The 16,726-nt window shown below is 56.7% G+C and carries 13 protein-coding genes; 11 read left to right on the forward strand and 2 right to left on the reverse strand.

What is annotated here, in order from left to right:
• Positions 1–20: 20 nt before the first annotated feature.
• A complete protein-coding gene (locus DFP98_RS16300) occupies positions 21–2,552 on the forward strand; it encodes a hypothetical protein (RefSeq protein ID WP_116061671.1) in 2,532 nt (843 codons plus the stop codon).
• 62 nt (positions 2,553–2,614) lie between these two features.
• Positions 2,615–3,577 carry a hypothetical protein gene (locus DFP98_RS16305; RefSeq protein WP_147310208.1) on the forward strand — a complete coding sequence of 321 codons (963 nt, stop codon included), beginning with the start codon at positions 2,615–2,617 and terminating at the stop codon, positions 3,575–3,577.
• Here DFP98_RS16305 and DFP98_RS16310 read toward each other — a convergent pair.
• Positions 3,563–3,934 (reverse strand): helix-turn-helix domain-containing protein, encoded by a 372-nt coding sequence (locus tag DFP98_RS16310; RefSeq protein WP_116061673.1) that lies wholly within the window; start codon positions 3,932–3,934, stop codon positions 3,563–3,565. The two genes, DFP98_RS16305 and DFP98_RS16310, sit on opposite strands and share 15 nt — an antisense overlap.
• A 300-nt stretch (positions 3,935–4,234) precedes the next feature.
• Here DFP98_RS16310 and DFP98_RS16315 point away from each other — a divergent pair, with 300 nt between their 5' ends.
• The gene (locus DFP98_RS16315; protein ID WP_116061674.1) at positions 4,235–4,870 is read left to right on the forward strand and encodes a YigZ family protein; all 636 of its coding nucleotides are present in this window, start codon (positions 4,235–4,237) and stop codon (positions 4,868–4,870) included.
• Between the two features lie 467 nt (positions 4,871–5,337).
• Here the strand turns inward: DFP98_RS16315 and DFP98_RS16320 are convergent, their stop codons facing one another.
• Complete coding sequence (locus DFP98_RS16320) at positions 5,338–5,739, reverse strand: secondary thiamine-phosphate synthase enzyme YjbQ (protein ID WP_116061675.1); 402 nt, start codon at positions 5,737–5,739, stop codon at positions 5,338–5,340.
• Positions 5,740–6,097: 358 nt separating this feature from the next.
• Between DFP98_RS16320 and cysT the strand changes: the two genes are divergently transcribed.
• The 8 genes from cysT (at position 6,098) to DFP98_RS16360 (ending at position 16,569) form a co-directional block, all read left to right on the forward strand.
• Positions 6,098–6,904 carry a sulfate ABC transporter permease subunit CysT gene (cysT, locus tag DFP98_RS16325; protein ID WP_371822890.1) on the forward strand — a complete coding sequence of 269 codons (807 nt, stop codon included), beginning with the start codon at positions 6,098–6,100 and terminating at the stop codon, positions 6,902–6,904.
• Positions 6,901–7,698, forward strand: coding sequence for a sulfate ABC transporter permease subunit (locus tag DFP98_RS16330; protein ID WP_116061677.1), 798 nt, complete (start codon positions 6,901–6,903; stop codon positions 7,696–7,698). The genes cysT and DFP98_RS16330 overlap by 4 nt, the downstream gene beginning before the upstream one ends.
• 1 nt (position 7,699) lies before the next feature.
• Positions 7,700–8,764: a sulfate/molybdate ABC transporter ATP-binding protein gene (locus DFP98_RS16335; protein ID WP_116061678.1), complete on the forward strand. Its 1,065-nt coding sequence runs from the start codon at positions 7,700–7,702 to the stop codon at positions 8,762–8,764.
• Positions 8,765–8,812: 48 nt separating this feature from the next.
• The gene (locus DFP98_RS16340; protein ID WP_116061679.1) at positions 8,813–9,895 is read left to right on the forward strand and encodes a sulfate ABC transporter substrate-binding protein; all 1,083 of its coding nucleotides are present in this window, start codon (positions 8,813–8,815) and stop codon (positions 9,893–9,895) included.
• 118 nt (positions 9,896–10,013) lie between these two features.
• Positions 10,014–10,985, forward strand: coding sequence for a GNAT family N-acetyltransferase (locus DFP98_RS16345; RefSeq protein ID WP_116061680.1), 972 nt, complete (start codon positions 10,014–10,016; stop codon positions 10,983–10,985).
• A 78-nt stretch (positions 10,986–11,063) separates the two neighbouring features.
• Entirely contained in the window at positions 11,064–13,091 is a 2,028-nt protein-coding gene (locus tag DFP98_RS16350; RefSeq protein WP_246016565.1) for a GTP-binding protein, read from the forward strand.
• A gap of 125 nt (positions 13,092–13,216) precedes the next feature.
• Complete coding sequence (locus DFP98_RS16355) at positions 13,217–14,836, forward strand: response regulator (protein ID WP_116061681.1); 1,620 nt, start codon at positions 13,217–13,219, stop codon at positions 14,834–14,836.
• Positions 14,833–16,569, forward strand: coding sequence for a sensor histidine kinase (locus DFP98_RS16360; RefSeq protein WP_116061682.1), 1,737 nt, complete (start codon positions 14,833–14,835; stop codon positions 16,567–16,569). The genes DFP98_RS16355 and DFP98_RS16360 overlap by 4 nt, the downstream gene beginning before the upstream one ends.
• Positions 16,570–16,726: the final 157 nt, after the last annotated feature.

Below are 16,726 nucleotides of genomic sequence, written 5' to 3' on the forward strand. Positions count from 1 at the left end.
CCCAAACAGAGGTGAAGGACATGAAGCTTGGAAATAAGGTAACGCTATCGGCGCTTGCGGCTGTACTGGCCGTTACCTCTCTCGGAGGGGGAGCGCTCGGAGATAAGGGGTTTGCAGGAAAGGTAGGTTGGCTGCAAACGGCGAATGCCGAGGAGCCGCCGATCGGTGAACCTCCGGTTATAGAACTGCCGGGAACCGAGCCGCCGATCGTAGAGCCTCCGGAAACGGAGCCCCCAGTAGTCGAACCGCCGGAAACGGAGCCGCCGATCGTAGTGCCGCCGGAAACAGAGCCTCCAGTAGTCGAACCGCCGGAAACGGAGCCTCCCGAAGCGGAGTCCCCGGAGGCGGAATTGCCCGAAATAGAGTCGCCGATTGTCGTACAGCCGTACGACGATCAGGCGGAATGGGCACGCCTGTTGGCTTCGGGCATTCTGGATCGCGTCAACGAATTGTTCGAAGCGCTTGCCGCCGGCGATCCCTCCGATTTCCAGGATGTGCTGAACCTGCGCAGCGAAATCGCCAGCCTCGGCGAATCCGACTACGAGCCGCTAATTGCCCCGATCTGGAGCAAAATCGCCGGCAAGCTTTCCGAAGGAGTCGACGGAGAGGCGGCGAAGGCCAATCTGCTCAAATGGGTGAAAGCGATCGCCTCCGCCCGTTACGATCCCGAGCTGTCGGAATTCAAGGCCATTCGCAGAGATCCGGAATTCATCGCGATGATCCGACTGATCGAAACCGCCGGAGGCGGAGTGAACGTGACATTGCAGGATACGGCCGAGTTCCTGTTAGGTGACGGCGGAGCTCGCAAAGGCATTGAGGGTACGCTCGTCGACCTCACGTCCGGTTTGTCTACGATGGAATTGGCGCAATTGCTGGCGAGCCAGGAGAAATTGACGGAAGTGCTGATTCAGGCAACCGACATTGTGGTGAGGGATACGGACAACTACAAAGTCAGCCAATTGCTGAATAATCTCGGCATCACGTCGGGAGATATCGGGAACGTCGTTCGCGGGCTTCAGCGTAAGCTGCAGAAGGACGAGCCCGCCGTTCGCGCACTGTTGATCGCTTACATCCGCACGGTTGCGGAAGCGAACGTGCAGATCAGCGAGGACGGGCGCGAGCATCGATACAGCTTGGCCGTACACGGAACGGAGATTCCTTCCTTCCTGCTTCGATGGGATAAGTTGTCGGGAGATCCCGAAGCAAACGTTACGCCGGAAGGCGTCGTTACGATTCCGGGAGACGTCGAAAGCGCGTCTGCCGTCATTCAGGCCAGTCTCGTAAACCCTCTTAACGGGGCGACGAAGACGATCTTCAAGCTGCAGATTACGCTGACGGCCAAACAAGCGGAAGGCGAGCAGTTCCCAATCGAAGCGTTCATCGCCAGGATGAGCCCTATTCGCGATGCTTTACTTGCGGGCGATCCTTCGGATGTTCGCGCCGTGCGTCATTTGCGCGACGAGCTTGCCGGCCTGGATGCCGCTTCGAATCTGAAGCTGATCGATCCAGTCTGGCGTCGCATCGCTCCCCGGCTTCCGGCGGACATCGACCAGGCGGCGCTTCGTCAACGTCTCTTCGAAGCGGTCAGAGCCGCAGGCGCGATCCATTACGATCCGCAGGCATCGGAACTGCAGACCGTTCTATCCGATTCGAACTATCGCGCAGCCATGCTGACGATTGGAGAGGCTGCGGGAATCAAGCGGCTGACGATGGACGATTACCTGATCTTCTGGTTCGGAGACGGCGAAGGACGCGGAGGGGTCGAAGGGGAGATTCGCAATATCATCTCCGGAATGAAGCCTTCGGAGCTGGCGCGTCTTCTCGGCAGCTCGAATAGGCAAGAAACCGTTCGTAACCAAGCGATAGCCGCCGTATTGTCCAGAACGGAGGCTTATCCGTTAAGCGCCGCACTGACCGGACTTGGCGTTCGGTCGGACGATATCGGCTCCGCGATCGCAAGCTTCCGGAGTAAGCTGCGCTATGATGAGCTCGCCGCCGTCGCATGGACAGCCGCGACAATCCTGGCTGAAGCGGTGCCGACGGTCGACGTCGCTCCAAACGGAAGGCAGCATCAATACGGGCTGACGTTCCTGGGAGTTGAAATTCCGCCTTCCATTCTGAAATGGACCAAGGTGTCGGGAAGCAAGGACGTCAACGTGTCCGCAAGCGGCAAGGTCACGATTCCCAAAAAGATCGCGGAGGCAACCGCGGTCATACAAGCGGTATGGACCAATAGCAGCATCCGCAGCGGAAAAGTATTGTTCCGGCAAGAAGTAACTCTGGTGAACGGAGACTACGTGAGGAAGGTCGATGACATCGTTAAAGAAATGAAGGAGAAGCTGGGCGACATCGACAGAAGGCTTAAAGGCGCGGAAGGAGACGAGGAGAAGGTACAGCTTCTGCTGGAGACAATCCAGCTTAACAAAGACACCGTAAACGAGATTCGCGCCGCCGAAGCGCCGAAACGGGAAAAGGACAAGGCGATCGGCGAAACGCAAAAGCTGACGCTGAAAATGACAACGCGAATTGTCCAGAGCCTATTGGATTTGTAAACGACAAGGGGGCTGTCGCTTAGGGGGCAGCTCCTATTTTTCGGAATAAGGCAGGGATTAAGATGGGTAAAAAACGCTTGCGCCGAAGAAAACGGCGCGATTTTCCAAAGCCGGACGCCGCTATCGTCACGTTGTCGGCGGTGACATTTTTCCTTCTTCTTCTATGGGGAGGCTTGCATATGCGGGAAGTTTCGGAGAGGAAGCTGGTAGCCGCTGCTGCCGAAAATCAAGAACAAGCGGGAGTGCTGCAAGAGTATAGCGGCTCTTCGCATTCTGCGCCGAACGTAAGGTATCCGGCCGAAACGGATGGCTCGTATTCACCGGAGGACGGACGGCCGTTAACGCCGAGCGCCGCTGACGGTTCAGCAGAGAGCGACGGGGACCTAGATGAGAAGCCGGAACGACAAGCGATCCCGCAGCCGAATGTGCCCAACCGTTCCGAGTCCAAGGCTGGGGCAGGGGCGGGAGACGGTAAATCAGCGGGATCCGGGCCGGACAGCGTTATTGACCCCGAAAAGTCGAACTCTGCGCTGACGGAACCCGAATCCCCGGTTTCGTCCGACACTGGGACGTCCGAAACAACAAGCGGTGTAGCGGAAAGCTCTCAACCGTCACAAAATCCGGAGGAGACGGGGAGATCCGGGACAGAGGGATATGCGCAGCCTTATGAGACTCCGACAATCACGGACAATAATCGAATGCGAAATTATGAAGAGGAGATCAAGGAGGTACAAGCTCAATGCGCGAAAGAGATGAAAACGGTAATGGTCGGGGCGGAAAACGGCTGGCTGCAAGTGGACAAGAGGGATCCTTACGCGATTCAGACGTGGCAGACGAGCTTGACGAAGGAGATGGCGGCTGCGGAATCGGAATGCGACAATCGGTTTCGGGATTTGACCCGGGACGCGGAGAAAGATTCCCAATCGCCGGAAGTCATCGAAGAGTGGAGGAGGGCCTTCAACGCCGCGAAGGAAGAAATCAAAGCGGAGTCGAACGCCAAAGCGGCGAAATTAATTGGAGGGTGAATCGTCTTTGTTCGCCAGCGCACGGTCGCGAATCATTCTTTCGAGCAGGCTGCGGATCAAATCGAGATCGCTCTTCTCCAGCGGAACTCCGTCCCAATGAAGCTGCTCAACATTCAAATATTCTTTTGCGTTATGGTTAAGCTCGGCAGGCGGCTCCGGATAATCGGTCAGCCCCAGAAGGTAATCCGCCGACGTGCGCAAGATCCTGGAAATCGTCTGTATGGATTCGATCGTAGGCTGCCGGTATCCGGATTCGTACCCTGCGTAAGTGCTTTTGGCAACTCCAAGGCTATCGGCCACTTCCTGCATCGTCAGTTTTCGTTTTTTCCGCATCTGCTTCAACCGTTTGGCAAACATATCCAGCCCCCCCCTTTCGAGTCCTCTCTACTTGTCGCATGGCAAAGCGAACGCAACGGATTTCGTCGTACTTCTCTAGAATGTACCCATAATTATAGCATGTTTACCATATGCTTTCATCCGCGGGATTCGTGCCGAAACGAGCCGCTGCCGGAAGGACGGCAGCCTCTTTTCCTTAGACAGCCGGCTCTCTATTCCTATTCATACCTCTCCCAAGTTCCTTCGATTGCCGCGATATGTTAGTATGGAGTCAAAAAGAAGCCCGCTACAGGGTTTACGTTACGATAGTGAGGTTGACCCATGCTCCCTAGATATTCAACCGTCAGACAATTCGGCTCAGACGAAATCGTTATCAAGAAATCTCGCTTTATCGGTTACGCCAAGCCGGCGAATACCGAGGAGGAAGCGGTCGCTTTCATTGAAGAAATCAAGAAGAAACACTGGGACGCTACGCACAATTGCTCCGCCTACCGGATCGGGGAGCGCGACCAGTTCCAGAAGGCGTTGGACGACGGGGAGCCGAGCGGTACAGCGGGCAAGCCGATTCTGGAAGTCATCCGCAATCGCGGCCTGAAAAATGTCGTCGTGGTCGTGACCCGTTACTTCGGCGGAATTATGCTGGGGGCAGGCGGCTTGGTGCGGGCGTATACGGACGGGGCGGTCGTCGGCATCGATGCGGCCGGTCCAATCGTCAAGGTGCTGCATCAGGAGGTTGTCGTCGATGTAGATTATACGTGGTACGGCAAGCTGGAAAACGAGCTTAGAGGCCGGGGGTTCCGGGTCGGCGAGGTTGCTTTTATGGATCGTGTGCGCGTCCCCTGCTATCCCGAGGCCGGAGAGGCGTCGGATCGCTTCCAAGCCTGGATCACCGACTTGACGCAGGGGCAGGCTGTCATCGAAGCCGGGGAAGAGAGCTATTTCATCGAGGGCGAGTGACGATTGTAGTTTTTTCATTTCAGTAGCAGCCCGGTAAGTCCGCCACGCGGTCTTATCCCCCGCCAACGACCCAGTAGCAGCCCGATAAGTCCGCCACGCGGTCTTATTCTCCGCCAACGACCCAGTAGCAGCCCGATAAGTCCGCCACGCGGTCTTATCCCCCGCCGATGACCAAGTAGCAGCCCGATAAGTCCGCCATGCGGTCTTATTCTCCGCCAACGACCCAGTAGCAGCCCGATAAGCCCGCCACGCGGTCTTATTCTCCGCCAACGACCCAGTAGCAGCCCGATAAGTCCGCCACTCGGTCTTATCCCCCGCCGATGACCCAGTAGCAGCCCGATAAGTCCGCCACGCGGTCTTATTCCCCCGCCAACGATCCAGTAGCAACCCGATAAGCCCGCCACGCGGTCTTATTCTCCGCCGACGACCCAGTAGCAGCCCGATAAGTCCGCCACGCGGTCTTAATTTTACCCGTTAACCAGCTTCACATAATACTCGCGCTGACGGGGGCCGTCGAATTCGCAGAAGTAGATGCCCTGCCAACGTCCGAGCAGCAGTCGTCCCCCGGAGACGATGACGGTCTGCGAAGTGCCGGTCGTGATTGCCTTCAGATGGGAAGCGGTGTTTCCTTCGGCATGGCGGTACTTCGGATGTTCCCACGGGTACACCTCGTCCAACCTCATCAGCACGTCCCGTTTGACGTCGGGGTCGGCGTTCTCGTTAATGGCGATGCCGGCCGTCGTATGCGAGCAATAGACGATAGCCAATCCGGCGGATACGCCTTGCTTGGCGACGGCTGCTGCGACCTGCCTCGTAATATCGATCATCTCGTCGCGACGCGATGTCGTCAACGTTTCCTTAATGAGCATGATCAGCCCTCCTTTTTCCCGATTATAACATCTCTGCACGACAGCTTTAAAAGAGGTTTGCCGTTCTTTTTCAGTCGAACCAATAGAAGCGAGCCCACCGCATTCAGAAGGGATGGCTATGCCGCCTCCCTCCCGCCTTCCCGATTCCGAAAATCGAACTTTTTGAACATACACCGCCCATAAGGATTTTGAATAAGTTACATTAGATTTTTTGATGAAATTGCCAATTGGACAGCTAATATGGATTGACGAAATCAGCCTGTATCTGGTAAAGTAACAACAATACCTACTAAGGTAATAGGAATTATCTTATATACAGCTCTCAAAGCTCCGGGAGGTACACGTCAACGTGAGTTCCATGCTGCAGGGCCGCTGGTGGAGCTGGGGATTTCGCAGCACCGTCATGCTTTATTTTATTGTGCTGATTATTTTTCCCATTATCGGGATTTACGGGCAATCGTTCTCGTCGGGGTGGGCGGCATTCGCCGAAAATATTACGGAGCCGCTGGCCTGGAAGGCCGTGCTGCTCACGGTTAAGCTGGCTCTGATCGCCACTGTCGTCAATATGCTTATCGGAACGATGTCGGCGTGGGTGCTTATTCGCTACCGGTTTCCGGGACGAAGATTGCTGAACAGTCTGGTCGATTTGCCGTTCGCGCTGCCGACAGCCGTAGCCGGTCTGATGATTCTGCTGCTGCTCGGACCGAACAGTCCAGTCGGAGCGTTGGCGGAGAAGCTGGGTTTTACAATTCTGTTCCATCAGCCGGCGATCGTCATCGCAATGGTGTTCGTCACCTTCCCGTTCGTGATCCGCGCGGTTCAGCCGCTGCTGGAGGAGATGGACGCATCGGAGGAGGAAGCCGCCTACACGCTGGGCGCGACGAAGGCGACGACCTTCTGGCGGGTTATTCTGCCGAATATGCTGCCGGGCATTCTGAGCGGGGCGATGCTGGCGTTCTCCCGAGCGCTCGCGGAATTCGGCGCGGTCGTGCTCGTCGCCGGAAACATTCCGGGCAAGACGCTAATCGCGTCGGTCTATATTTTTGGAGAAATCGAGAGCGATAACGCAATCGGGGCGACGGCGGTCAGCGTACTGCTGCTCACGTTCTCCTTCCTGATTCTGTGGACGGTCAATTACGTCCAGATGAGGAGGAAGAACGGATGAGAAGGCTATGGATCGGATTAACCGTTGCCGTATTCAGCTTCCTGTTGATCATTCCCGTAATCCGGATCGCCATGGGCGCGTTCGACGCGGGCTGGAGCGGCTTCGCCCAAGGGCTGGCCAGACCGGAGACGCTGCACGCCTTATATATGACGGGGCTAATCGTAGTAATCGTAACGGTCGTCAATACGTTGTTCGGCGTGATGCTGTCGCTCTATCTCGTTAGGGCAAGCTGGCTGGGCAAGCGTCTTAAGCAACTGCTGAACAGCATCGTCGACCTCCCCTTCGCGGTATCGCCGGTCATCGGAGGTTTGATGATCGTGCTGCTGCTCGGACCGGAGACGGCGCTCGGGGCGCTGTTCAATAAGGCGGGCGTAGACATTGTGTACGCGCTGCCCGGCATGATTATCGCGACGTTGTTCGTGACGTTTCCGCTAATTGTTCGGGAAGTGATGCCCGTGCTGCAGGAAATCGGCAGCGCTCAGGAGGAAGCGGCGGCTACGCTGGGAGCAAGTGCCTGGACGACGTTCTGGCGCGTCACCTGGCCTTCGATTCGCTGGTGCGTCGTCTATGGCGTCGTGCTGACGGTGGCTAGAGCTATGGGAGAATTCGGAGCGGTGCTCGTCGTGTCCGGCAACATTCTGTTCAAGACGCAGACGGCGACGACGCTGGTGTACCAGGATGTCGAGAACTTTAATCTTACCGCGGCGAACTCTATCGCATTGGTGCTGGCGGCGGGCTCCGTCACGCTGCTGCTGATGATGGAATGGGCCAAATCGAGAAGGGAAGTGCATTAAGATGCATATCGAGGTTCGCGGATTAAACAAAAAATTCGGCGATTTCCAAGCGGTAACGGACGTTAACTTCGAGATCGAGAAAGGCCAGCTAATCGGCCTGCTGGGGCCTAGCGGCGGCGGGAAAACCTCGATTCTGCGCATGCTGGCGGGCCTGGAAACGGTAGACGATGGCGATATTGTGTTCCACGGCAAACGGGTGAACGAGCTCCCTCCCCAAGAGAGGGGAATCGGCTTCGTCTTTCAGAACTATGCGCTGTTTAAGCATATGACGGTAGAGGAGAATATCGCATTCGGCCTGGAAGTGAAGAAGTGGACCAAGCCCAAAATTCAAGAGCGGGTCGCCGAGCTGGTCGAGCTGACCGGACTGAAAGGCTTCGAGAAGCGTTATCCGCACCAGTTGTCCGGAGGTCAGCGGCAGCGCGTCGCTTTCGCCCGAGCGCTTGCTCCGGAGCCGCAGCTGCTGCTGCTCGACGAGCCGTTCGCCGCGATCGACGCGAAAATCCGCCACGAGCTCCGTTCCTGGCTGCGCGAGATGATCGACCGTCTCGGCATTACCTCGATTTTCGTCACGCATGACCAGGACGAAGCGATCGAAGTGGCCGATCAGATTATGATTATCAACAAAGGGCGTCTGGAGCAGAAGGGCACCCCTTGGGAAATTTATAAAAATCCGCAGTCTCCGTTCGTGGCGGGCTTTATCGGCGAATCGACGATCGTCGAGGACGTCTCGTCGTTGCGCGGTTTCGGCGGAACCGGCGAGCTGTCCGGCACCAAAGCGCTCATCCGTCCGGAATATGTCGAGATCGGCAAAGCGTCCGATTTCGAGCTTCTGTCGGCGACGGAGAAAGGAACCGTCCGTCACATTCATTTCCGCGGGAGCGAATGGCTGGTGGAAGTCGAGATCGGCGCGACGAAGCTCGTCACCTACCGTTCGTTGGAGAAGGAAATTTTGCAGCCGGGCAACGAGGTTCGGGTGCTGATTCATAGAGCCTATTTGTTTAACGACACGGACAGCTGGGTGATGGAAAACAGGCTGAAGGAAGACCCGATGCCGGTTCATATTTAACGATCGCATGGTCAGGATGGGAGCCTGCGCAGGCACCGGGAGGTCGCGATGAAGAGAGAAAATCGCATGCGCGCTATCGGGCGTATCGCTTGGTATGGCGTATTTATCTTATCTATACTATCCTTCTCGACGCTATCCGGCTGCGGAGGCGGCGGGAAGAAGCAAAGCGCTTCGGGAGCTTCCCCGGTAAAAGGGGACGTCACGCTTGTGCTCGGAGCATACTCGGTGGCTAAAGACGCGCTGCAGGAGATTATTCCCGCGTTTACGGTTCACTGGCAGGAGGTTGCGGGTCAGACAGTCTCGTTCCAGGAATCGTACGAAGCTTCGGGCACGCAGACCCGTTCGATCATCGGCGGTTTCGATGCGGACGTGACGCTGCTTGCGCTCGAAGGGGATGTCGATAAGCTGGTGAATGCCGGTCTTGTGTCCCCCGAATGGAACGGGGATCGGACGAAGGGAATGATTACTCGCTCGATCGTCGTACTGGGCACGAGAAAAGGCAACCCGCTCGGCATCCGGGATTTCGACGATTTGACGAAGCCCGGCGTCAAGGTGCTGTATCCGAATCCGAAAACGTCGGGAGGCGCCCAGTGGGACATTAACGCCATCTACGGAGCAGGTCTTAAGAAAGCGGAGCTAGCGACCGGATCGAAGGACGCCGCGGCAGGCAAACAATTCCTCGTCGACGTGCACCGCAACATCGAATCGATGGACAAGAGCGGGCGGGCTTCGATGGCCGCTTTCGAATACGGAGTGGGCGACGTTATCGTCACCTATGAGAACGAACTGCTGGCGCGCATCGCCAAGGGAGTAGAATATGACATCGTGGTTCCTCCTAGCACGATCCTGATCGAGAATCCCGCGGCAGTCGTGGACCGCAATGCCGATCGTCACGGCGTGAGGGAGGTCGCGGATGCGTTCGTCGAATACCTCTATTCGAATGAGGCGCAGACTCTGTTCGCCAAGCACGGCTTCCGTCCGGTGAACGAAACGCTTGCCGCACAGATGGAAGACCGCTATCCGCAGCCGCCGGAGCTGTTCACGATCGATTACTTGGGCGGCTGGGACGGGGTCAAGGACACGCTGTATTCCAAGCGGGGAATTTGGTATCAGGTGCTAGCCGGACAATAGAATGCGCGAAATCGGTAAAAAACAGCTTTAGTGGGAATGCTATGCACCGCTGGGCTGTTTTTTTTGTTATAATTATGGCGTAGGAACGGAATTGTGCAGCCCATAGGAGGATTAACCTTTGCAGAGACCAACCACGATACGCATTATGCTCATGATTCTTTATCTTAAGCTCGTATTGCTTCTCATGAACGTTGGAACGATCGTCTTTAATCCTGGTTCCCTGAACGAAATCGACGAAGCGCAGAGAAGTACGTTTATCACTGCGATTACCATTCTTACGACGGTGTCGATTGCTTGTATAGCCGGCATGATTTTGACGATCAATAAGAAAAAATATTGGCCCACGCTGCTCATTGCCTTTGTACTCTTGATTTGCTCCACCATGATGAACCAGCTGCACTCGATGATGACGACCCTTATCATCGTGATGTTCCTGTTCAGATCGTCTCGCGAATACTTCCGCGGCGTATACGTCGCTCCGCCTTCCCCGCGAGCCAAAGCCGCCGCGACGGCTAAGTCGGAGTCGACGGAGGACGAGGAGTCCGAGAAGGCGGCGTTGGCCGAGCCGGACGAAGCGCCTGCCGCACCGCTCGTCAAGCTGAAGAAGGAGCCGGAAGTAAGCATTCGCGCCGCGACGCCGCAGGATGCGAACACGGTATTTTCGCTGATGATCATGGCCTTCGAGGAATATCGCTCGGCGATCCCGCCTTCGAGCGCATTGGCGGAGACGGAGGAGTCGGTCGAGGAGGCGCTGCGCAGCGGCAGCGAATCGGCTGTGCTGCTGTACGAGGACGATACAGCGGTGGCTATGGCTCGCTTCAAATATGAAAACGAGGCCATCTGCTTCTTCCGCTTGTCGGTTGTACCGCATCGTCGCAGAAGGGGCTACGCCAGACAGCTCGTGAAATGGATCGAGAAGGAAGGCGTGGCCAACGGCAAGACGATCAGCCGCTGCAAAGTCCGCCAATCGGTGCAGAACAATCTGGTGTTGTACCAGAATATGGACTACGAGATTGTCGATCAGGAGCTGATTGTCCGTCCTGAGGGAACGGTTAAGGCGCTGACGATGGAGAAGAAGCTTTGGGAGTAGAAGGATGACAACGACGGCTCGCCGATCCTCGGATCGTGCGGGCTTTTGTTCCTATTCATGGGAAATACGGAGGACCATATGCGGAATGTCGGGATATTCGCTCACGTCGACGCCGGCAAAACGACGACGACGGAGCAGATGCTGTATCGTAGCGGACGAATTCGCGCCTTGGGCAGCGTAGACGACGGCACGGCGCAGACGGATTGGCTGGAGGTTGAACGGACAAGAGGAATATCGGTGCGTTCCGCCGTGACTAGATTCGAATGGAAGAGCGTTCAGATTAATCTGGTGGATACTCCGGGGCACGCCGATTTTCTCTCCGAGGTGGAGCGTTCTCTGCGGGTAATGGACGGCGCGGTGCTGATCGTGTCGGCTGTAGAGGGCGTGCAGGCTCAGACGGAGGTCATCTGGCAGGCGCTCAGAGACTTGAACATTCCGACGCTGCTCTATATCAACAAGCTGGATCGAATAGGCGCGGAGCCTGATCGGGTGCTGGAAGAGATTCGCCGACTGCTGTCGCCGGACGCAATTCCAGTGCAAAGCTTCGTAGGGGTCGAAGGAGAGTTCGCGGGCTCGATTGAGCTGCTTCAAGCTGACGGAGGAGGGACAGCGGACTCGCTCAGGCCGGTGCAGGCCCGCGTGGACGGCGAGGACGCTTGGCCGAAGCGGGCGCACGAGGATCGGACACGACTGGCGGAGAAAATTGCCGAGCGGAACGACGCGCTGCTGGAACGGTATTTTGAACAAGGGGGGTTGGACGATGCCGAGGTGATAGCGCCGTTAAAGGACGGCGTTCGATCCTGCGAGCTGTTCCCCGTTCTGTACGGAGCGTCCGGCCGCGGCATCGGCGTGGACGTTTTAATGGATGCGATCGTCGGGCTGCTGCCTGCCCCGGGTGGGAAGGAAGAAATGCCGCTGTCCGGCGTCGTGTTTAAGCTCGATAAAGATTCGACAATGGGCAGGCTCGCTTACGTTCGTTTGTATGGCGGCGTTCTTCGCAACCGGGATACGGCTCGCAATCATTCGTTGAATATCGAAGAGAAAGTGACGCAAATTCGTAAAATGGACGGGCAGCGCAGCGAGGACGTAGGCATTCTGAAGGCTGGGGATATTGCCGTCGTCTGCGGGTGGAGCCGGGCGAGGATCGGGGATATTATCGGCTCCGAGGAAGGGGTTCCAGGGGTCAGAAGATTGGCCGAGCCGCTGCTTACCGTACAGGCGCATTGGCGGAATGAAGCGGAATATCCGGCCGTTGTCGCCGCGATGCAGGAGCTGGCGGACGAGGATCCGTATTTGGACGTGCAGTGGCTGCAGGAGGATCGGGAGCTGCACTTGCGAGTAATGGGACCGATTCAGGTAGAGGTGCTAGGGCAAATGCTGCTGAGCCGCTTCGGACTTGTCGTGGACTTCGGCGAGCCGTCCGTGATCTACAAGGAGACGCCGGCTCGCAAGGGAGAAGGCTTCGTCGCCTATACGATGCCGAAGCCCTGCTGGGCGATTCTCCGATTCGTGATTGAGCCGGGAGAGCGGGGGAGCGGGCTGCAGTATCATTCGGTCGTTCGCCCGGAAAGGCTGCTGGACAGCTATCAGAACGAGGTGGCCAGACGCGTGCCGGAGGCGCTGGAGCAAGGGCTGAAGGGCTGGCCGGTCACCGATCTGAAGGTGACGCTGATCGAGGGCGAGCACCATGTCTGGCACACGCATCCGCTCGATTTCGTCGTGGCAACTCCGATGGGGATTATGGACGGCTTGGCGAATACGGGGACGATTTTGCTGGAGCCGATGCTGCGGTTCCGACTGTCGACGCCCGAGGAGTTCGGCGGCAAGCTGATGAGCGAGCTGTCCGTCATGCGGGGAGAGTTCGATATGCCGGTCGTGCGTCAAGGCCGCATGGAGCTCGAAGGACGGCTCCCCGTCGCGACTTCGCTGGATTTTCCGGCCCGTCTGGGTTCGATGACCAGGGGGAGAGGGACGTTAACGACGTACTTCGACGGCTATCAGGTGTGTCCTCCCGACGTGCAAGCGGAGAGAACGAGACGCGGAGTTAATCCGCTCGATACGTCCAAATATATTTTGGCGACTCGCAAGGCTTTGTCGATGGGGTGACTCGCGCAGCTTTCGAGAGGAATCTAGCCGAACGGTTTACTTCCGCGGATTGGGTATAGTAGAATCGGAATACCGAATCAGAGGCCTGCGGATCATTCGCCGGCATCGGAAGGAAGCGAGTCATCATGTATAGTCTTCTCATCGTAGACGATGAATTTTATGCGGTTAACGGCATCAAATCGGGGTTGGACTGGTCGGTCATGGGCTTCTCGGCTGTCTATGAAGCCTATGACGGCGCTATGGCTCAAGAGGTGATCGGCAATCATACGATCGATGTCATGATTTGCGATATTGAGATGCCCGGCAGCAGCGGCTTGGAATTGCTGGAATGGATCAATGAGCGGGGATATCCGATCGAGACGATATTTCTGACGTGCCACTCCAATTTCTCATATGCGCAGAAGGCGCTGCAGTTGGGCAGCTTGAACTATTTGGTCAAACCTGTCGACTTCATCGAGCTGGAAAGCATTGTTGTGAAAGCGCTTAACAATGTCGTTCGCGAACAGGAAGCGAGCCATGTCCAGAAGGAATACCATAAATATTTGGAGCTGTGGGAAGCTAGAAGGCCGCTTATGCTCGAGAGATTCTGGCAGGAGCTGCTGGACCACCGAAGCCGACCCGCCGACGGCTGGATCGACCGCGAGCTGGCCGGTTACGGTACGGAGCTCACGAAGGAGTCCCGCGTATTCCCGGTGTTAGTAAGCATCGAACGCTGGCACAAGGAAATCGATACCCGCGATGAGGAGATTATGGAGTATGCGCTGCGCAGCGCCGCGAAGGAGATCATTTTGGCGGAACGGCCGGGGATCGTCTTTCAGGACCGCGAAGGGATGATCGTCATTCTGGCTTACGGCGGCGGAGGAGAACGGACGATCCGGCAATGGATCGCGGATTGCGAAGCTTTCGTCCAAGCTTGCGCCGAATACTTTTTCAGCACGGTTACTTGTTATTTGGGCAAAGAGACGGAAGTCCGGCAGCTGGGAGCGATGTACGGAGCGCTGCAGTATGCGGAGCAAAACAATGTTAGGCGCAACCGGCAAATCGTCTGTTATGTCGAGGATGCCTCCGGTCAGGCAGGGGTAACGGATGCGTTGCCGGACTTTTACGAGTGGGCGGAGCTGCTGGAGCCGGGGAGAATCGAGCCGCTGCGCGAACGCGTACGCGATTTTTTCGTTCGGCTGGAGCGGGAGGCGGGGCTGACGGTCGCGACGCTTCACGCGTTCTACCACGGAATGCTCCAAATGGTGCACTATCTCCTGCACAAGAAAAGGACGGCGGCTCCCCGGCTTCAAGGCGGCCAACTGTTGGACAAAGACGCGGCTACCCGTTCGATTCTCGATTTGCAGGCATGGGCGGAGCAAGTGTTGGAAACCTACGAGGAAGCGATTCAATCCGGACAGCAGGACGAATCGCCGATCGATAAGGCCAAACGGTTTATCGGCGAGCATCTGAAGGAGGAGGTAAGCCGGGAGCAAATTGCCGATCACGTCTTCCTGAACCCGGGCTACTTGTCTCGGCTGTTCAAGAAGGAGACGGGGGAATCGCTGTCGGATTACATTCTGAGGGAGCGGATGGCGTTGGCCCAGAACGCGCTCGCTTATTCGGACGAGCCGATCAGCAAAGTCGCGCGCTCGCTGGGGTATAACAGCCTCTCTTATTTCGGGAAAACGTTCAAAAGGTTTCACGGAATGAATCCCCAGGATTATCGCAAGAGCATCGACGCCGGGAACGGGCTCCTCCCATGAAGAGGCAGCGTTCGCTAAGCGCCAAACTCGTCGTAGCTTTTATTGCCGTGGCTATCCCGTTCCTCCTGTTCCTCGTCTATATTAATCGGTACGCGATGGACGTCGTGAGGACCCAGGTAGCGGAATCCCAGCTCAGTCTGCTGAGAATGCATGCCAACGATATGGACGGAACGCTGACCCAGGTCGATCACTATTTGCTGAGCTCGGCTTTTCAGCATGCGGGTATTACATCTCTGATGCTTAACGCTCCCGACAGCGACGAGTACACGCTGACCCGAATTCAAGTATTGAATCAGTTGAACAGAGATTTGGTCCATTACAACCGGGTTGGCATGCTGTTCGCCTATGCGGCCTTGAACGAAGATTTGATGACGTCGGAGCCGAATCGCAACGTCCCCAAAGCGATCAGAGAGCAGCTGGCCGAGACGATGAGGACGCTAAATGCGCACGATGCATACTTGCAAACCTGGAGCGCAATAACCTTCAACGGCGAGCCGTGGCTGATGCGCGTGGAGAAGAACGATTTCAACGTCTATACGGGCGCTTTGATCCGCGTGGCCACTTTGATGGAGCCGATTCGCAGCGTCATGGCCGAGGGCTCGGCACAGGTTCTTCTCTTGAACGACTCGGGCGAGCTGCTGTCCTCCGGATTGGCCGATCCGCCGTCGACGGAGGAACGGCTGCGCCTGTTGGGCGGCTCCGACAAGCCTTACGAGACGATCGCCTTCGATCGGGAGGAGATGCTCGTCGTCACGAACGCTTCGCAGCAGTCGGACACCCGGCTTGTCGTCCTGATCCCCGAGTCGCAGCTTCTTAAACGACTCGTTACGTTCCAGACGATCATCAAGCTGGCTCCGCTGGCGGCGGCGCTCTTGCTGCTGCTTCTGCTGTTTTTCTTGAGAGGGGTCGTGCTCAAGCCGACTGCGCAATTGGTCAGAGGGATGAGAAGGATTAAGGACGGAGACCTGATCTATCGACTGGAGCCTTCCGCCTCGAAGGAATTCGGCCTGATCACGGACAATTTCAATGCGATGGCCTCGGAGATCAAGGATTTGAAAATTCACGTATACGAGGAGCAGCTGAGATTAAACAAGGCGGAGATCAAGCAGCTTCAGCTGCAAATTCATCCCCATTTTCTCCTGAATTCACTCAATGTCGTCTTTCATCTGGTCGAATCCCGCGAGACCAAGCTTGCCCAGCGAATGATCCGGTACATTATGAACTACTTCCGGTTCGTGACTCGCACCTCGGTCCCCTTCGTCCGGTTGGAGGAGGAGATCGAGCATATCTCTACGTATTTGGAGATTCAGAAGATGAGATTTCCCAACTTTCTCGACTTTGAGATTGCGGCGGACGGCGATCTGAAGGACTACTTGCTGCCGCCGGTCCTGTTTCAGCCGTTCGTGGAGAATGCGATCATTCACGGGTTCCGCATTCGCAATCAACGATTTGTAATCCGGATCTCCGCGGAGAAAGACCCGGAGAGCCCGGATGGCGGGCTCGTCATTCGAATTGCGGATAACGGGACGGGATTTACGGAGGAGCAACTGGAGAAATTCGGGAGCGCAAGCTTTAAGCAGGATCACGAGCATCTGGGTATCGGCAACGTGTATGATCGCTTGCGCATGAACTACGGGGAGCGCGCTAAGCTTCTTTTCGACAATCTGCCCGACGGCGGAGCTGAGGTCGCTCTGCGCCTGCCGCTACAAACCGTTGCGCCAACTTCCGGATAAAGCCCCCTGTGCGGGGCTTTTTTGTTGAGCGTAGTCCGAGGCGCGACACAAGTGGGGAGGAGGCTGAAGGCAGCTGGCCGGCAGGTAACAAAAGTGATAACGGAAGTGACATTTGTGCTACCGGTTCTCGTTTATGATGGGTTCACAGAGAAAATAG

The sequence above is a fragment of the Cohnella phaseoli genome (genome assembly GCF_003386235.1).
GTDB lineage: Bacteria > Bacillota > Bacilli > Paenibacillales > Paenibacillaceae > Cohnella > Cohnella phaseoli.